Consider the following 17,790-nt stretch of genomic DNA (forward strand, 5'->3'; position numbering starts at 1 on the left):
ATCAAGTAACCATCGGTGACATTACGCGACCGCGTGCGGCGAGCGGTGCGGTTTCCGACAGCTCCCGGCTTCGCCGCACCTTCACCGTGCCCGACAGGCGTCGTCACCGTTCGTTGCCTCGGCCACCGACGCGCACGAGCAGCAGCCGGACCGCGGCGTGGCCGTGCCGTCACACCCGGCAGAGTCCTTCGGTCATGGGCGTGGGCCGTGTCGTGAAGGCTGTGATGCCGCCTGGGCGGTTGAGGGTTCCGCGTCCGAAGACCGCAGCGGCGCCGTTCGGCGCGCAGTAGGTGTGGCCGCCCTGGTCTGGGCGTGGAGCCGTTTCGAGGGCAAGGGCGAGAGCCGCCTTGGCCGTGGGGTCGGTGCGTAGTTGTTCAAGGGTCAGTTCCGGCAGTTCATGGCCCGGTGTGGTGCGGAGGATGTCGAGCAGTGCGCGGGGGTCCGCTTGGCACGCTGCCTCGTGGATCGCGCGCACCTGTGCGAGCAGGGCCGTGGGCACTGGTTGGTCGCCCGCGTCCGTGCTCTTGACCTGGTCGCAAGTCCGACCGGCGGGAGGGGTCGTCGTTGACGACGATCGTGTCGTGGTCGTCGGAGCCTGCCCTTGCACGATCTCGGGGGAGTCGAGCAACGTTCGGACGACCAGGGCGGCCAGGATGATCAGCACGGCGGCGACGATGCTCCACCCGAGCAGCTTGCGGTTGTCGTTGGGCATGGGCGGTCAGCAGCGGCTCGGGCTGAGATCGATGCGAGCGGGGTCGAACTCGGCGACCACGCTGAAACCGGTGGTCAACCGGTAGGCGGCTTGGTAGGACGCGACGTGTTCGCTGCTGCACGAGCGACCGGCGACTCGGAACGGTTGGCCGTTGTTGTCGACCGCCTTCTCGCGGATCTCGCTCCCGGTCTGGTGGGTGATCACCAGGTCGTACTCGTAGCTGCGGAACTTCACGACGGTGGTCAGCGCGATCTCGTGGGTCTCGCCGGCGGCGAGGTTGATCGTGTGCCCGGGGAAGTACGGGCCGGTGGGTATCCGACGGCCTGCCTCGCCCGGCGGGGGTGAGGGCATCGGTTCGGAGTCCTGGAGCACGGGGAACCCGTCGTCCAGGAGTAGCAGCACTTGCGAGGACTCTTCACCTCCTTGGGGTGGCGCGTGGACGAGGCTGCCGGAGGGCGGCGGTGCGGTACTCCGGATGACCGGCCTGATGTCGGTCACCCTGGTACCTCCGACGGGACCTACCAGGTGCAGTCGGACCTGGTGGCGGTGGAGGCTGATCGCCCCGTCCAACGTGCGGATCTCCCGTACCAGGTCACGGTTCGTTGCCGCCATCGGTTCGGCCAGCCGGTCCACGATGGCGTCGCCGGGGAAGTCGGGGGACTCGGAGACGTACCCCCACGGGCCCTGGTCGTTGTGGGACATGTCGATCCCCACCTGCAGGTCCGTCGGCGCACCGGTCGTAGGGTCGTCCGACCGCGGCCAGGCGATGATCGACGCTGCGACGATCACCGCCACGGCGAGCACCGCGGCGGACGGCCACAACCGCGGCAGGGAAGGCGTGTCCAGGCGAACGTCGCCGTGGATGTCCCGTGCCTGCACGACGTCGCGGGCCACACCGCTGTGCGTGTTCGCCGTCGCGGCACGACCGTCAACCCCGTCGTCGGGTGGAATGTCGATCATCCGGACCCCCAAGCCGACGTGACAGTAGTGCCGACGCGGGAAATGTCATCCGCACAAATCGGGGTTCCACGCTGTCGTGAGGAACCCAGGGGACAGGTGCGTTCGGCGACAAGTCTGTGGTCAACCGCATGGCCGGTCTGGCTCGGCAGTGATCCGGGGAACACGGTGGTGCCGGCCACCCCACCGTGGCAGGGCGGAATCACCATCAGGGATCATGCGACGGTGACGTTCTCCAGCCTGCCCCGCGAAGAGTTGTCCGAGATGGGTGCGCAGTTGCGCAGCGCGCACGAGGAACTGCGGACGCGCGGCCTGCGGCTCGACCTGACCCGTGGCAAACCCTCGGCCGAGCAGCTGGACCTGTCCACGCCGCTGCTCGAACTCCCCGGCGCGGGTGATCACCACGCCGCCGACGGTTCCGACACCCGCAACTACGGCGGGCTGCGCGGCCTGCCGGAACTGCGGGAGATCTTCGGTCCGCTGCTGGGCGTGCCGCCGGAGCGGCTGATCGCCGGCGGCAACTCCAGCCTTGAGCTGATGCACGACTACCTGGTGCACGCGGTGCTGTTCGGCGTGCCGGGAGTCGACCGGCCGTGGCGGGACGACGGCGTGGCCTTCCTGTGCCCGGTCCCCGGTTACGACCGGCACTTCGCGATCTGCGAGAAGCTGGGCATCGAGATGATCCCGGTGCCGCTGACCGGCGACGGCCCGGACCTGGCCGAGGTCGAGCGGCTGGTGGCAGACGACGCCCGGATCAAGGGCATCTGGTGTGTCCCCAAGTACAGCAACCCGACGGCCGACGTCTACTCGCCGGAGACCGTGCGACGGCTGGCCGGGATGCGTGCCGCCGCACCGGACTTCCGGATCTTCTGGGACAACGCCTACGCGGTGCACCACCTCACCACCCGACCGCGCGAGATCGACAACCTCCTCGATGCGTGCGAGGCGGCGGGCAACGCGGACCGGCCGCTGGTCTTCGGCTCCACCTCGAAGATCACGTTCGCGGGCGCGGGCGTCGGTTTCCTCGGTGCGTCGGAGTCCAACCTGGACTGGTTCGTCGGTCACCTCGGCAAGCGCACGATCGGCCCGGACAAGACCAACCAGTTGCGCCACGTGCGTCTCCTGCGCAGTGCCGAGGGCGTGCTCGCGCACATGGCACGGCACCGCGAGCTGCTCAAGCCCAAGTTCGACCTGGTCGAGCGGACGTTCTCCGAACAGCTCGGCGGCACCGGCGTGGCGTCGTGGACCACCCCGCAAGGCGGCTACTTCGTCTCACTGGAACTCATGCCCGGTTGTGCCTCCCGGGTGGTCGACCTGGCGGCAGAGGCCGGCATCGCGCTCACGCCTGCCGGGGCGCCGTTCCCCTACGGCAAGGACCCCGACGACACGGTGATCCGGATCGCGCCGACCTACCCGCCGTTGCCCGAACTCGCCGAGGCGATGGACGGCCTGACCCTGTGCGTCAGACTCGCCGCGACCGAGCGCCTGCTCGGCTGACCGCGTACCGCCGCGTCGGCGGCCGGCGTGGTGCTTGATGTGCCTCGCGTGGACCGCCGGGCGCGCTAACGGGGGGAGTGGTGGCGGGAGGTCGGGTGAGGACGGTGGCTGTCGACCGCGTCCGCGCCCGCCTGGTCACCGCGCCGCCGGAGTCCGGCGATCACGCCGTCGATGTCGGCGTCCGGGCGGTTCTGGCTGAGTTTGAACTTGGCCTCGACGCGCGTGATGGTCAGCTCGACGCCCACGATGGCCTTCAACGTCCCGCGGATGAACTTCTCCGGCGCGTCGTCGACCGACCACGGATGTTCCCGGTCGGCCTCGTGGTGGTCGGTGAGGCGGTGCACGACCTCGGCGACCCAGTCGGGGTCGTCGTGGACGGTCAGGGTGCCGTACACGTGCGCGGTCATGTAGTTCCAGGTGGGCACGACCCGCCCGTGCTCGGCCTTGGTCGCGTACCAGGACGGTGTGATGTAGGAGTCGGGGCCGTGCACGATGACCAGCGCGTCACCGATCACCGGTCGGCGCCAGTGGTCGTTGTTGCGGGCGACGTGTCCCAGCAGGACCTGCCGCTCCCGGTCGTAGACGAACGGCAGCATCGTGGCGACCAGGCCGTCGGGCGTGGCGGTGACCAGGTCCGCGGCTCCGTGGTCGGTCAGCAGGTCGTGGACCGCCTCGTCCCCGGGAGAGAAGTGGGCGGGAACGTACATGTCAGGACAACCCCTTCGGCGGCGAACGACTCTCCTACCGAGACTGCCCGCCAAAGTGGCAGCTTGAAAGGTCCAATGGTGACCGAGTTCAAGATGCCACTCCACGCGCCTGGCGGACGTCGCGGATCCTGGGACCCGTGGTCATGGTCGGGTCAACGCGTCGGTGAGGACCGGGACGTAGAAGGCGGTGATACCGGCGATGTTCGGGTGCGTGCCGGTGCCGCCGGTTCCCGGGTAGCCGTTGACCAGGCTGTTGAACGTGTACGCCACCCGGTGGCTGTCGATGCGGGTGTCCAGGGTGGCGTCGTTGAACACGTCCGCGACCGTGATGCCCCACTTGGCGCTGATCTGCGACGTCACCGAGCGGATCGCGAGTTGGGTGTTCCAGTCGCGGGAGCCGAGCTTGTGCACGGCGACGTACACGATCCGCGCGGTCGGCCACTTGGTCCGCATGGCGTGGATGGTGGTCTCGAGGGAGCCCGCGTAGGTCGACCTGTCGAACGCGGCGGGGTCGAAGCCGGCCGCCAGGGCGCCGACCCGGTACCGGTTGGCGTAGATGAGTTCGGCGTCGTTGGTGCCTCCGTTGAACACCACGTAGTCGGGTGACCTCGAGGCGGCCCCGCGAACCTGGGTGATGATCTGGTTGGCGGAGGGGCCGATCGCCGCGCCGTTCACGGCGTACTTGGTCAGGTTCATGAGTTCGCGCTCGGCCGTGAGGTTCACGAAGCTGCGCGCGTAGGAGTGGCCGAAGACGATGCTGTCGCCGAACGCGTACACCGTCTTGCCCCGCAGCTGCCCGTTGACGGCGGTCGCCGGTGCGCTGAGGCGGAAGTTGTCGATGGACTGCACGCCCGCCCCGTAATAGTTGCACGCGACGAGCTTCGCGAGGTTCCTACCGGTGATGTTCGCCGTGCCGGAAGCCATCACCCGCGCGGAGGTCTCCTTGGTGGAGATCGTGTACTGCACCCGCTGGAGCGTGAAGTCCAAGTGCAGGTTCACCGTGTACCACTTGGCGCGGTCGTAGGCGACCCTGGTCCACGTCGGGTTGAGCGAGTCCGGTGCGGACGTCGAGTCGGACACCGGGCCGGCCAGGCCGTACCGCAGTTCGGTGGTGGTGCCGGCGAGCGAGAACACGAGGTTGCCCTGGCTGTCGCGCAGCTCGACACCCGTCTTGTTCCCGCTGGTGGCGACCGCCGTCCGCCAGTCGAAGGTCAGGTCGAGGGTGCGTTCACCGGCGACGGCCGCGTCGAACGCCTTGACCGACGTGGTGTAGTTGCGCATCCCGCTGGTGACGTTCAGGACCCCGTTGGCCACCGCGGCCCCGGTGGGGAAGCCGAAGTTCGTCGGGGACGTCTGGGAGCCGAACGTCTCGTCGATGAGGACACGGGCCGCGGCTTGCGCCGTCGGGGCGACGAGCGCGATCGTCACGGCCGCGACGGCGAGCACGGCCACGGGCCGGAGGCGTCTGCGTGTTCCGCGGTGGTCGGCATGCATCGGGGGTTCTCCTGCCTGAGTCGGCTACTCGGGTTCGAAGGTCCAGCCGGGTTGGCGTCGGTCGACCCGGTGTTCCACTTCACCTCCCCGGCCGAGCTCGCGTCGAGGTTGAGGCGGAAACACTTTGGAAAGCGCTTACCTAACGTCCGTAATCGACGGCCTGCGCCATCGGTGAGGTGGTGGAGTGCTGGACGACACCAGCGGGTCGAGCGCGGCTACGCACATCCCGGCGAACGTCGTTCGCGGAATCACACTGGACAGTCAGGCTGTCGTACGTGCCTGAAGCTGTCAATCGTCCAGGAGACCTCAGGGTTGGAGCCAATTGGGACGCTTCGGCCAGACGTATGCCCCTGGTCTCGGAATGCACGCGCCACTCGAAGTCCGTCGGGGTGTGAGGGGCTTTCAGCAGGTGTCGGTGGTGGGGGCGTTGGCGAAGCGGTCACCGAGCCAGGCGGTCGCGGCCGGAGCGGTCACGAGGGCGCCGAGGACGTGGTCGGCCGGCGCGTAGGTCTGGAACTCGACGGTGACGCCTTGGGCGCAGTACCGATCGCGAAGACCTGTCCCGACGGAGTACGGGATGACCTCGTCGAGCAGGCCGTGCTGCAGCAGGACCGGCGCGGAAGGTGCCGTGCCGCCGAGTCGGCTGCGGTCGAACGCGGCCTGCCACTGCGGGTGTGCGAGCAGGTCCGTGGTGGTCAGCTGGGCGAACGTGCGCAGCGCGAACGGCGGGAGCAGCCCGATGAGGCAGTCGTCGCGGTGCGCTGCGACCAGGGCACGGCCGGCATCGGTGAGGTGGTCCGGCAAGGACAGTTCGGGGAACGCGGCGTCCAGCCCGATCGCAGCCGCCATGCCGAGCCCGAAGAACGGTCCGCCGTCCAGGTGTCGTGCCACCGCGGCGACGTCCGCCGGTACTCCGCCCGCGACCACACCGGCCATTTTCAGTTCGGGTGCGTAGCGGGGGTGTTCTTGCGCGGCCCAACCAGCGGCGGCGCCGCCCTGGGAGTAGCCCCACACGGCCACGGGGGAGTCGGTGGACAGGCCTGCCGCAGGCAGCCGGATCGCGGCCCGCACCACGTCGAGGACGGCGTGTCCGGCGCTGGGGCCCACCATGTAGGTGTGCTGGCCGGGCGTGCCCAGGCCCTCGTAGTCGGTTACCGCGACCGCCCATCCCCTGGCCAGCAGGCCGGAGATCTGCAACGCCTCCGTTTCGGTGCCCCGGCTCATCTGACGCGAGGGGGCGCAGTCGTCACCGAGGCCGTGCGTACCCACCGCGTACCCCACGACCGGACGTGGACCCCGGTGGGGAGCCGCGGGTACCAGCACGGTGCCCGACACGGTGTTCGGCTCACCGGTCGCGGTGCTGGAGTGGTAGAGCACCCGGGTGGCGCGCACGCCGGGGACCGGGAGGCGCAGCAGCGGATCCACGGTGAACACCGCCGGTTCGGCGCGCAGCACGTCGCCGGGTCGCGGATCGGCGGCGGCGCTGGAGTGCCCCGGCACCACCGTTGCCAGGACGACCGCGGCCATCACGGCAAATCGACGTCGTCCGGTCGTCACCATGGGAAGTCAGTCCTTCGTGTCGGATGCGTTGCCAGGTTCTCCAAGCGCGCGCGAGAGCACAATCCCCGCCTAGGGTGAAGATCACCCGCGAAGGCTCGGCCACCTGCGGAGCCCGCGAGAGGCCCTGAATCGTCGTCTCATCGGTGTGACCCGACCGAGTGACCTCGGTAGATCCATTCGGGGCTTGCTCGCATGGTCTCGACGGCCTGATCCTGTGTCCGTCTGCGTCACCTGATCACATGCGGAGGGTTCGTGCCCGTCACCGACCTGCTCAAGGCCAAGATCAACCAGGGGTTCGACCACCTGGATGTCGACGGGGACGAGCTGCTCACCGAGGACGACCACGTCCTGATGGGCAAGCGGGTCGCCAAGTCCCTCGGTCACGAGCCCGACTCGCCGTCCGAGCAGCGCATCGTCGATGCCTACCTGCGGATCTGGCGCGACCTGCACCTGCCGCACATCGCCGGTGGTGGCACGGCCATCTCGCGCGAGCAGTTCCTCGTCTCCACCGGCTCGCTCGCCGACGATCCGGAGGCCGCGGCGGCCAGTGTGGGCGCGTTGGCCGAGGCGTTCCTCGCCATCGCCGACGTCGATGCCGGCGGTGGCGTGAACCCCCGGGAGTTCTTCCTGTTCCAGGGGGGTCACTTCCCGGACCTGACCGAGACCGAGGCCGCCGAGGCCTTCGCGCACCTCGACACCGACGGCAACGGCCACCTCACCGCCGAGGAGTTCATCCGCGCGTGCGTGCAGTTCTGGTCGAGCACCGACCCGGCCGCGCCCGGCAACTGGTGGATGGGCCGGCTCGTGGAGTAACCCGGTCAACAGCGCTCCTCACCCGGCCCTGACGCCACCAAGACCTCGCCGCTGTTCCGGCTGCGCTCCACCGGATCCGCTACCACCTGGGGCTTCGCCACCTACCGCGCCGGCCATCACGACTACGAGGACTCCGTCCTGCCCAGCGGTTACCAGGCAGGAAGCACTCGACTGCGCTGCGGCCTCTACCTCGACGACACCATCGCCTGGTAACAACCCCCGACGAACCAACGGTTGGAACCACTGGGTTCGCCACGTCGTCGGCGGCGCGACCGACTGCGTCACGTGCTCCGACCCCGGACGACAGGTCTGGGTCCGGTACTCTCGGACCGCCTGACGAAAGGACACGGGTGGACGACTCGTCGAAGGTCGGTAGGCATGCTCGCGCGGTGCTGGCCGCCGCGGAGGCGTTCCGCGCCGAGGCGGCAGAGGTGCGCGCCGAACCTGATCGGCTGCTCGCGCTCGCCGCCGCGAAGTACCAGGCGGTCCGGGACTCGCTGGTGGTTGACCAGCTCCGCGCCATGCCGGTGGACAAGCTCCGGGACACGAAGGCGAACCTGCGGCTGAGCAAGCTGAAGGCCGCCGGGTACCGGACTGTCGCCGACGTCGCCGAGGCGCGCCCGGAACAGCTCGACGGCGTGCCCGGAGTCGGCATGCAGTCCGCCGAGCAGATCGTGCGGGTCGCCCGCGCCGTCGTCGACGGCGTCGCGCGCGACACGACTGTCCGGCTGAACCCCGACCGCGCTGACCCCGTCCAGACCGAGTTGCTGCAGCTGATGTCCAAGCTGCGCCGGGCGAACCAGCTCGTCGGTCCGCTGCGCGAGCCGCTCGGAGACGTGCTCGGCACGGTCGACGCCGACGTGCGCGCCGCATCCCGTGCCTGGAGCCGGGTGCGGATGTTCTTCTCCTCGCGGAAGAACCGACGGGCCGCCATCGATTCGCTCGACCGGCTTGAGGCCCTGCTGGCCAGTCGCGACGTGGCGGCGTTGCGCGCGGTGGGCACGCAGCTGCGCGTGCCGGACCTGGATCACCGCGCGTTGTGGCGCGACTACGAGCTCGACGCGGCCGCCTACAACACGCTCCTCGCCGACCTCGCCGGTGCGGACGCGATGCCGGATCGCAGTGCCGCCAAGGGCTTCGTCCCGGCCGACATCGAGCACGAGGTCGACGCGACCGCACTGGACACCAGCCTGCTGAACGTGTCGCTGCGCGGCTACCAGGTGTTCGGGGCCAAGTTCGCGCTGGCCCGCAAACGTGTCATCATCGGCGACGAGATGGGCCTGGGCAAGACGATCGAGGCCATCGCGGTGATGGCCAGCCTCGCCGCCGGTGGGCGGCGTGGGTTCCTGGTGGTCTGCCCGGCGAGCGTCGTCGTCAACTGGGTCAACGAGATCGCCAGGCACAGCGACCTCGTGCCGCACCGGATGCACGGCGCGGGCCGCGACGGCGCGGTCGGCGAGTGGTTGGCGCAGGGCGGTGTCGGCGTGACGACGTTCGGCACGTTGCCGAAACTGGTGCTGCCGAAGAGGTTCCGCCCGGCGCTGGTCGTGGTCGACGAGGCGCACTACGTGAAGAACCCGGACACGCAGCGCTCACAGGCGGTCAACACGATCGTGCAGCGCGCGGAGCGGGCCGTGCTCCTCACCGGCACGCCGATGGAGAACCGCGTCGAGGAGTTCCGCAACCTGGTCGCCTACCTCCAGCCGAGCGTCGCCGCCCGCACGGGTGCCATCGACGCCTTGGTGGGAGCGCAGGCCTTCCGCCGCGTTGTCGCACCGGTGTACCTGCGGCGCAACCAGGAGGACGTGCTGGGGGAGTTGCCGGAGCTGCTGGAGGTGGAGGACTGGATCGAGTTCGGCAAGCAGGACCGGGCTGCGTACCTCGACGCGGTGCGCGAGGGGAACCTGATGGCGATGCGCCGCGCCGCCTACGCGCCGGGCACGCCCCGCGGGTCGGCGAAGCTGGAGCGGCTGCTGGAGATCATCGAGGAGTCGAGGGACAACGGCTGGAAGGTCGTGGTGTTCTCGTACTTCCACGACGTGCTGGACGCGGTCGCGGACCACGTCGAGGTCTTCGGTCCCCTGACCGGCGCGACGTCGGCGCAGGGCCGTCAACAACTGGTGGACGCGTTCACGGCGTGCGAGGACCACGCGGTGCTGGTGGCCCAGATCGAGGCGGGCGGCGTGGGCCTCAACATCCAGGCCGCGTCCGTGGTGATCATCGCCGAGCCGCAGTGGAAGCCGAGCACGGAGGACCAGGCGATCGCGCGCTGTCACCGGATGGGCCAGGTCCGCAAGGTCCACGTGCACCGGTTGCTGGTCAAGGACAGCGTGGACGCGCGGGTGCAGGAGATCCGCGACCACAAGACCCTGCTGTTCGACCACTACGCGCGCGAAAGCGACATGAAGCACTCGCACGCGAGCGCGCTGGACTCAGCGGTGTCGGTGGAGCAACGAGTGGTGCAGGCCGAGCAGCAGCGCCTTGGTCTCTAGGATCTGACGCATACGGGACGTCGCCGAGTCGCAGGAGCGGTTGTCCGACCACGCCGCATCGCGATGGCCGCCGATCGAGGACCTGACCGCGCCGGGTGTCAGAACTCTGCGCTGGGCCGCTGATCTGCGGTGACCGTGCACCCGAGCCTCAGGGGCATGATCGTGAAGCGTGGTATTGCGACTGCTGTACCTGATCTTCGTCCGGCTCGTCGGCTGGTTGGTTCTCCAGGAACTGGACCTTGTGCCTACCGACGATCTCATCGGTGCGCTGTCGCACCGACTCCCGATACGCACACGGTGATCTAAAAACATCCTGCGGCGTCGGCAGAGCCGCCACGCCAGCCCATACTGAACTGACCACTTACTGACGTCGGTGCACATGAGAGCATCCACGACAATCGGAGCGCTTCAGTCGCCCCGAGCTATCGGGGAACTCCCATCAGGCGGCGGCATACCAGGCAGCCTGACAGCGACAGGACGGCGAACCCCAGCGACAGGAGGAAGGCGTGCGGCAGCGATAGCGCGGTTGCGGCCAAACCGGCAATCCACGCCGAGATCGACACACCGAACATGATTGCGGTCGTGACGATTGCCATCCCTTCGACCAGGCTGTCCCGGCGCACGATCTGTTGAGCCCACGTCATTGACGCTGCGAGCGACGGTGCCACGAACAAACCGGCACCGAACGCCACAACGCACTGTAGAAGGATCGTTTGCGCGAAGGGCGCGAACGCGAGCGATACGCACAATCCGAGCAGGCACCCGGCCAACCGGCGCGATGGATGCCGTGCTGAGGCGTATGCGCCGTTCACCAGGCCTCCGATCAGTGAGCCCACGGCGAACACGGCGATGAGCATTCCGCCGACCCCGCGCGCACCGGCTTGGTCACCGTATGCCACCGCGAGAACGTCATAGGACCCGAAGACACCACCGAGCAAGCCCGTCGACACGGCCAAGCCGAGCAGCCGCACGTCCGACAGGGGCCTGCGAGCCGGGCGGTTCGGATCTTGGACGTGGTCGTCGTCCGGCCTGCGCTCGTGGTTGACCAGGAACGCGAACCCCGCGGCCCCGATGAGGAACAGCGCGGCCGCTACGAGGGTGCCGGCCTCGGGGAAGAACCAGGCGGCCAGACCGCCGCTCAACGCCGGTCCGATGAGGTAGCAGCTCTCCTCGACGATCTGTTCGTAGGCGTTGGCGGTGTGCACGGCTTTGCGGTCCGAGCCGAGTCTCTCCACCCATCGAGCCCGCACCAGTCCGCCGAGTTGGGGCTGCACGCCGAACGGGATGTAGGCGATGGCGAGCACGTACGCCGGCGCGTGCGTGAACGACAGCCACGTCACCAACAGGAGGCTCGCCGTCGACGCCGCGCAGGCCGCGAAGACCCATGCTCCGCCGCGGACACGATCCATGAAACGCCCGACGAACGGACCGCAGACGCCCAGCGATGCGAGTCCCGCTGCGGTGACGATGCCGGCGGTGTCGAAACCGTTGTCCCGGAAAGCGATCATCGCGATCACACCGACGCCGATCATCGCCGCACCGAGGCGAGCCAGCGCGCTAAAGACCATCAGGGGCCTCGCGCCGTCCACGCGGGCGAGTCGGACGTAGCGGTGCAGTCCCAGTGTGATCATGCGGCGGACTCCGATGATGGTCGGAGCACGGCGTCCCGGCGGACGGTGAGCACTCGCCACCAGGCCCGGATGCAAGCCCGCCCGGATATTCCCTGTTCCCCCTGGCACAGGCGTGCCCACACCGCGGAGGGCAGCTCCTGCCCACGCCGCCGCTCATAGAGGGCCGCCGCACCGGACCACGCGATGCCGGCGAGCGCGACGAGTCTCAGGCCGATGTCGAACACGGCGTACGCCGGCCGCGAGCGGTGTTTGTGGAAGTAGCGGAGCATACCTTGGTTCAGCAGCGCCAGTCTCAGTTCTCGTGCATTGCCGTGCGAGAAGCTGCCACCGAGGCGATGAACCACTGTCGGATCGGACAGGAACCTCACCCTTCGGTCAGAAGCCCGGATCCGGAGGCAGAGGTCGAGTTCCTCGGCGAACAGGAAGAACCGCTCGTCGAATCCCCGCACGTCGTCCCACACATTCCTTGTGATCATCATGCAGGCGCCGTTGACCCAGTCCACGTCGAGGTCTTCGGTGTGATCGGACCAGCGACGTGGTGAACCGATCAGCAGGTGGGCCGGCTTCCAATCGGAGAAGGGCGTCAGGAAGAAGATCTCGCGTCCGACGGTGGGCGCGTCATCCGTGCTCCACTGGAGAGAACCGTCCTCGAACACGTGGCGGATCCCGACGCAACCCACCGTCGGATCGGCGTCCAGCGCGTCCGCCATCCGCATCACGGCGCCTGCGTCCACCCGGGCATCGGGGTTCAGCAGCAACAGCTTCTGCCCACGTGCGACGGTGGCGGCGAGGTTGCAGGCCGCGCCGAAGCCGAGGTTCACCGGCGACACGATCAACTTGTCGGCAGGTCCGAGCACCTGCTCCACTGGTTCGAGCGACGTGCTCGACGCGTTGTCGACGACGATGAACTCGACCCGGTCGGCGGGACCACGGCTGCGCAGGTACTCGACGCAGCTCGCGGTCTCACCGGCGGAGTTCCAGTTGACGACGAGGATCGAGACCGTCACGTCCCGCTCCGAGGATTCGTCGGTCACGAATCGGCACCCTTCACGATTTCCGAGTAGAAGGCCATCCGTCGACGCGCGCACGCCGTCGCGCTGAACCGCCTCCGCGCCTCGTGGTAGACCGAAGACCGGTCGAGGGATCCGCACTCGCCCACGGCTTCGGCCGCGTCGGGTTCGGAGTCGACGAGAAAGCCGGTGATCCCCGGCGTGATGAGCTCCGGAGCCGCGCCCACACGAGTCGCCACGACCGGGGTGCCGACGGCCATCGACTCGATGGTCACCAGACCGAACGGCTCCGGCCACTGCGCGAGGTTGATCAAGCAGACGGCCTCTGCGAGGAAGGCATCGCGCTCCGCACGCCCCAAGCAGCCGAGATAGCTGACGCGGTCCCCGTCCACCAGTGGCGCCACCTGATCGTGGAAGTAGGAGAACTCCTTGGGCTCTTCCATCCGGGCCGCGATGCGCACGCCGAGTCCGGCGTCCAGACCCGCCCTGATCGATTCGACGATGCCCTTGTCCGGTGACATGCGCCCGAGCACCGCCGCGTAGCTGTCGGGTCCAGGTGGCCTGGCCCGCAACCTGGCGGTCTCCTCGACGAATCCGGTCCCGTGGTGGAGGACGGCCGCGACCGGGGCCGCCGCGCCTGTCGCCTGGTCGGCGCTGATCGCCACCACGTGGGCGCGCCGAGCCGCTTCGGCGTAGATGCGCGACAGGTCGGGATGCGATCCCTCCCGGTGCGGTGAGGTGAAAGGCAACGAGTTCACCGCGACGACGGGCGCGCGCGTCAGCAGGGGCCCGATCAGCGGGCCGAGGTAGGTGTGGTCCTCCACGACGTCGACAGCATGCCCGTCGAGCCACTCATACCCCTTCAGGACGTGGTCCGCCTCCTCCGGTGCCGAGTGCCACGCGGCCGCGTTGTCCGTCGCGGCCTGCGACCCGCTCGTCGTCACGGGGCACGTCGATCCTTCTGCCGCCCACAGGAACACGTCGTTACCGAGTATCGCCAAGCCCCTGCACACCGTGTCGATCGCGTTCTCGACACCGCCGTAGGACGTGGCGGGAACGAGCCACGGTGGCGCGATGACACCGACTCTCACGTTGAGGCCCTCCCCGTGCTCGACGTGCGGACCGCCGCCGTCATGGCCGGCGACAAGGCAACGAGCCTGCGGGTGAAGCGCTCTTCCGCAGCCGGAACGAGCACACGACCGTCCAGGTCGGCGCAGTAGCCGCCTGCCTCCCACAGGACGAGCAGTCCGCCCAGGTAGTCCCACGGGCGGACGGTGTTCGTGGTGTCGAGGTAGATCTCACACTCGCCCAAGGCCAGCGCGCACAGGTCGTGCGCCGTGGCGCCGTTGACCGCGTGCCGCAGACCGGGTTCGGGCGGGGCCCACGAAGGTCCACCCAACACCACCGGTGGACGGCGTTCGACGTCGTGCTGCGGCAGCGTCGACCGGGTGGTGACACCACGACCGCGTTCCGCCGTCACCAGCCGGCCGGCGCCGATGTCGTACACCGCACTCCACAGTGGACCTGCCGAGTCCAGCAGGCACACGCTCGGGCCGAACGGACCGCTCCCGGTCTCCCAGTTCCGGCTGCCGTCGACCGGGTCGACGTAGACCCGCAGACCGGACGCGAGCGGGCGTCCCTCGCCCGGCTCCGCGTCCTCCTCCGAGATCGCTCGCACCGCCACCGCCGCCGCGCTGGACACCAGGTGCTTGTGCGCGGCGACGTCGGCGGGGTTCGCCGACCCCTCGGCCGACTCCCGGCCATCTCGATCCACGGTCCGGAGGACGTCCTCGACGTCGAGGACAGCTTGCAGCAAGCGATCCGTGATGTGCTCGAACGCCGCCATCACAACGCTGCCGCGGCCGCGTCGAAGACTTCCAGCGCGTGATCGATGTCCTTCGATGTGTGCGATTCGGAGACGAACCACTGGTGGTTCGGGTGGACCAGCACGCCCCGTGCGGCACACGCCTCCACGAACCGGTCAGCCGCAGCGCGAGCAGCCGGTTCCGGCGCGAACACCAGTGCCGGCATCGGTCCGTAGCCGTGCACGCTCACCACGTCCCGGTGGTTCGCGAAGATCGGGCGCATGCCGTCCAACAGCTGTTCCCCCCGGATCCGGATCGTCTCCAGCGCATCCGTGTCACGCAGTAGCCTCACGGTGGTGATGGCCGCCGCCATCTCCGGGCGGCTGGCGAAGAACGTCGACGAGATCTTCGTCCGCGACAGGCCGTCGAGCACCTCCGCACGACCGGTGAGCGCGGAGATCGCGAAGCCGTTGGCCATCGCCTTGCTGAAGGTCGCCATGTCCGCGTCGACCCCGAAGTACTCCTGCGCACCGCCGAGTGCGAGCCGGAACCCGCTTCGCATCTCGTCCAGGATGAACAGGGCTCCGTGGCGGTGCGCCGCGTCCCTGATCGCCGCGAGATGTGCACTGGTGGTCCGTGACTCCTGGAAAGGGGTCGTCATCACCGCGGCGACGCGGCCCTCGTCGTCCGAGAGGAGCTCTTCGAGGTTGTGCAGGTCGTCGAAGTCGAACTCCCGGGTCAGCGACCGGACCGACTCCGGGATCCCCACCGGACGCGGCGCCGACCAGTCGTGCCAGCCGTTGTAACCCGCCCGGAGGACAACTTCGCGCCCTGTGTGGATCCTGGCCAGGCGCACCGCGGCAGAGGTGGCATCGGAACCCGTCTTCAGCAGGAACGCCGCTTCGGCGTTGGGGACGACCTCGCACAGCAGGTCGCACAGTTCGACCTGCTCCGGCGGCCACAACGGCGCCATGCAGTTGGCCCCGCCGTCGACGAGACACCGGATCACCGCGTTGTTCACCCGGTCGTCGTTGTGCCCCAGCACGATCGGGCCGTAACCGAGGAGGAAGTCGAGGTACTCGCGACCACTGTCGTCACGGATGCGGGAGCCCTTGGCGCTGCGCGCGTGCACCGGGTAGGCATCGACGTCGTAATCCCGTCCGGTGATCGGACCGCGGGCTCGCGCACGGGCGTCCACCCGCAACGCCGTGTCCAACAACCCCGAGGTGCGGAGTTCGACGTCGGTCACGACTCGACCACCTGCCACCGGGCGTTGTCCGACGCCGACGAGTACGCCGCCGAGATGCAGCGCTGCACCCGTCGCGCCTCGACCAGCCGGGAGCGCCGCAGCTCTTTGTCGTGATGTGCTGACAGGTACTCGTCCAGAACCCCGCCGAACCACGACGAGTGCGACGCGTCGTTGAAGTCCGATCGGACGTCCTCCACGAACCGGGACCCGGGAACGGTGCTGTGGATCCGGTCGTCGTCAACGGTGACGAAACCGTCGTCGAAGATCATCGCATAGTGCGACTCGCGGGTGTCGGCCTCCCACGTGAGGAACACCGTGGTGCTCGCACCGTTGGCGAAGCGCAGCCGAAGGTTGACGGTGGTTTCGTTGTCGCTGTCGGCGGACTCGAAGTGCAACCACGCCGACACCGCCTCGACCCGGGAGCCGGCCATCATCTCGGCGGTGTAGATCGCGTGCGGGCCGTGGTCGGTCAGGATCCCCCCGTTGGCGATGGCGTTGTCCCTCCGCCAGTCCGGCAGCCAGTCGACGACCCCGCGGGCGTGTCCGCTGCGGACCACCCGCACCTCACCGAACGCCGGCCCTCCCGGGTGTTCGTCCGCGACCTGTTGCAATCTCCGGAACACAGGCGCGAAGCGGTAGTTGTGCACCGGGAAGGCGAAGACGTCTCCGTCGATCGACCGGTCAAAGATGTCCGCCTCGACGGCCGACCCGTTGACGAACATGGGTTTCTCGCACAGGGCGCTGACACCGTGCTCCAGTGCCATGGTGAGGTACCCGGCGTGCGAGGTCGGCGGTGTGCAGATGTCGACGAAGTCGATGTCGAGTTCCCGCACGGCGGTCGCCACGTCGGCGAAGACCGTGAGACCGCGCCGTTCGGCGGCTTGTCGACGCTGCGGCGAGTGGTCAACGACTCCGGCGATCGTCACCTGGCCGTTGGTGCGGTAGTGGGCTTCGTGCCCCTGCGCGATGAACCCGTAGCCGATCAGGAGCGCGTTCAGGCTCATGGCGTCCGCATCCCTCGCGGGTGCCAGATGGTGCTGTGCTCCTCGGAGTACCCGTCCGGTTGCTCTGCGGAGAAGAAGTAGGCGGCGAAACTCCGACGCGGGTGCACACCGCGCAGTGGTTCCGGGTGCCCGTGGAAGGAGTGGTCGCTGGTCTCGAAGACCAATGTCCGGTTGAACTGCGGAACCACGTGCTTACGAGGTCCGTCGAGGTCCCAGAGTTGCAGCTCGCCACCCTCGACCGGCTGGTCCCGGCGATTGAGGTAGATGATCACGTTGACCCGCCGGTAGAGGCCGTCCTCGCTGCGGTTGAAGTCCGCGTGCACGGCCAATCCGCCGCCCGGGTTCGTCTGGTGGTATCCACCGCCTTCCGTGGACAGCCGGAGGGGCGGCATGGCGAACACCGAACTCAGGTCGGGACCGATTTCGGCGATCATGCGGACCAGGCGACGAGTGGCAGGCCCGAACATCGTCTCCGGACCTTCGAGCTTTTCCTCGGTGTCGGCGCTCGCGTAGCGAATCCACCGGTCATCGGACTCGTCCGGGAACTCGTCGAGCACCGATGTCAACAGATCGGATTCCCATAAGTCGTCGACGATGAAGTGTCGAAATGGGAGGAGGTCCGGCTCGACTGTCTTTCCGCACAACTCGACCATCTGCGAAGTCCTCCTGGTTGAGCGCAGGACAAGCCAGGTGGAACGATCCAGCCGCACTCCGGTCTCCGGCAGCAGCTATCTGGCACAACGCCGATACCGTTTCAACCCGATGAGGAGAGGCCGGATCTTCAGTCTCTGCTACGACCGCCAACCGCCCTGCACATCCATGGTAACCACTAGTGACGGGCCAGTTACCCACTGTACCA

The 17,790-nt window shown here is 68.5% G+C and carries 15 protein-coding genes; 3 read left to right on the plus strand and 12 right to left on the minus strand.

Annotation, left to right across the window (positions count from 1 at the left end):
- Nucleotides 1–169: 169 nt before the first annotated feature.
- Together AB0K14_RS07800 and AB0K14_RS07805 are read right to left on the minus strand one after the other, a co-directional pair.
- A complete protein-coding gene (locus tag AB0K14_RS07800; RefSeq protein WP_360459646.1) occupies nt 170–712 on the minus strand; it encodes a hypothetical protein in 543 nt (180 codons plus the stop codon).
- A 6-nt stretch (nt 713–718) separates the two neighbouring features.
- Entirely contained in the window at nt 719–1,672 is a 954-nt protein-coding gene (locus tag AB0K14_RS07805; protein ID WP_360459648.1) for a hypothetical protein, read from the minus strand.
- 252 nt (nt 1,673–1,924) lie between these two features.
- On the opposite strand from AB0K14_RS07805, the gene AB0K14_RS07810 reads away from it, so the two are divergent.
- Nucleotides 1,925–3,166 (plus strand): aminotransferase class I/II-fold pyridoxal phosphate-dependent enzyme, encoded by a 1,242-nt coding sequence (locus tag AB0K14_RS07810; protein ID WP_360459728.1) that lies wholly within the window; start codon nt 1,925–1,927, stop codon nt 3,164–3,166.
- Between the two features lie 65 nt (nt 3,167–3,231).
- Here AB0K14_RS07810 and AB0K14_RS07815 read toward each other — a convergent pair whose 3' ends face one another.
- The 3 genes from AB0K14_RS07815 to AB0K14_RS07825 form a co-directional block, all read right to left on the minus strand.
- Complete coding sequence (locus AB0K14_RS07815) at nt 3,232–3,873, minus strand: FMN-binding negative transcriptional regulator (RefSeq protein WP_360459650.1); 642 nt, start codon at nt 3,871–3,873, stop codon at nt 3,232–3,234.
- Between the two features lie 141 nt (nt 3,874–4,014).
- The gene (locus tag AB0K14_RS07820; RefSeq protein WP_360459652.1) at nt 4,015–5,325 is read right to left on the minus strand and encodes an SGNH/GDSL hydrolase family protein; all 1,311 of its coding nucleotides are present in this window, start codon (nt 5,323–5,325) and stop codon (nt 4,015–4,017) included.
- Nucleotides 5,326–5,769: 444 nt separating this feature from the next.
- A complete protein-coding gene (locus AB0K14_RS07825) occupies nt 5,770–6,894 on the minus strand; it encodes a lipase family protein (RefSeq protein ID WP_360459654.1) in 1,125 nt (374 codons plus the stop codon).
- Nucleotides 6,895–7,179: 285 nt separating this feature from the next.
- Here AB0K14_RS07825 and AB0K14_RS07830 point away from each other — a divergent pair, with 285 nt between their 5' ends.
- Entirely contained in the window at nt 7,180–7,740 is a 561-nt protein-coding gene (locus AB0K14_RS07830) for an EF-hand domain-containing protein (protein ID WP_360459656.1), read from the plus strand.
- Between the two features lie 350 nt (nt 7,741–8,090).
- A complete protein-coding gene (locus AB0K14_RS07835) occupies nt 8,091–10,232 on the plus strand; it encodes an SNF2-related protein (RefSeq protein WP_360459658.1) in 2,142 nt (713 codons plus the stop codon).
- A 422-nt stretch (nt 10,233–10,654) separates the two neighbouring features.
- Here AB0K14_RS07835 and AB0K14_RS07840 read toward each other — a convergent pair whose 3' ends face one another.
- From AB0K14_RS07840 to AB0K14_RS07870, 7 genes are all read right to left on the minus strand, one after another.
- Nucleotides 10,655–11,863 carry an MFS transporter gene (locus AB0K14_RS07840; protein ID WP_360459660.1) on the minus strand — a complete coding sequence of 403 codons (1,209 nt, stop codon included), beginning with the start codon at nt 11,861–11,863 and terminating at the stop codon, nt 10,655–10,657.
- Nucleotides 11,860–12,897, minus strand: coding sequence for a glycosyltransferase family 2 protein (locus AB0K14_RS07845; protein WP_360459662.1), 1,038 nt, complete (start codon nt 12,895–12,897; stop codon nt 11,860–11,862). Before AB0K14_RS07845 ends, AB0K14_RS07840 begins: the two co-directional genes overlap by 4 nt.
- The gene (locus AB0K14_RS07850) at nt 12,894–13,817 is read right to left on the minus strand and encodes a glycosyltransferase (protein WP_360459664.1); all 924 of its coding nucleotides are present in this window, start codon (nt 13,815–13,817) and stop codon (nt 12,894–12,896) included. The genes AB0K14_RS07845 and AB0K14_RS07850 overlap by 4 nt, the downstream gene beginning before the upstream one ends.
- A gap of 143 nt (nt 13,818–13,960) precedes the next feature.
- A complete protein-coding gene (locus tag AB0K14_RS07855; protein WP_360459666.1) occupies nt 13,961–14,689 on the minus strand; it encodes an inositol monophosphatase family protein in 729 nt (242 codons plus the stop codon).
- A 29-nt stretch (nt 14,690–14,718) separates the two neighbouring features.
- Nucleotides 14,719–15,927 carry an aminotransferase class III-fold pyridoxal phosphate-dependent enzyme gene (locus AB0K14_RS07860; protein WP_360459668.1) on the minus strand — a complete coding sequence of 403 codons (1,209 nt, stop codon included), beginning with the start codon at nt 15,925–15,927 and terminating at the stop codon, nt 14,719–14,721.
- A complete protein-coding gene (locus AB0K14_RS07865; RefSeq protein ID WP_360459670.1) occupies nt 15,924–16,931 on the minus strand; it encodes a Gfo/Idh/MocA family oxidoreductase in 1,008 nt (335 codons plus the stop codon). Before AB0K14_RS07865 ends, AB0K14_RS07860 begins: the two co-directional genes overlap by 4 nt.
- A complete protein-coding gene (locus AB0K14_RS07870) occupies nt 16,928–17,584 on the minus strand; it encodes a 2OG-Fe(II) oxygenase (RefSeq protein WP_360459672.1) in 657 nt (218 codons plus the stop codon). The genes AB0K14_RS07865 and AB0K14_RS07870 overlap by 4 nt, the downstream gene beginning before the upstream one ends.
- Nucleotides 17,585–17,790 lie beyond the last annotated feature (206 nt).

It is taken from the genome of Actinosynnema sp. NPDC050801 (genome assembly GCF_040673975.1).
In the GTDB taxonomy this organism is placed as follows: domain Bacteria; phylum Actinomycetota; class Actinomycetes; order Mycobacteriales; family Pseudonocardiaceae; genus Actinosynnema.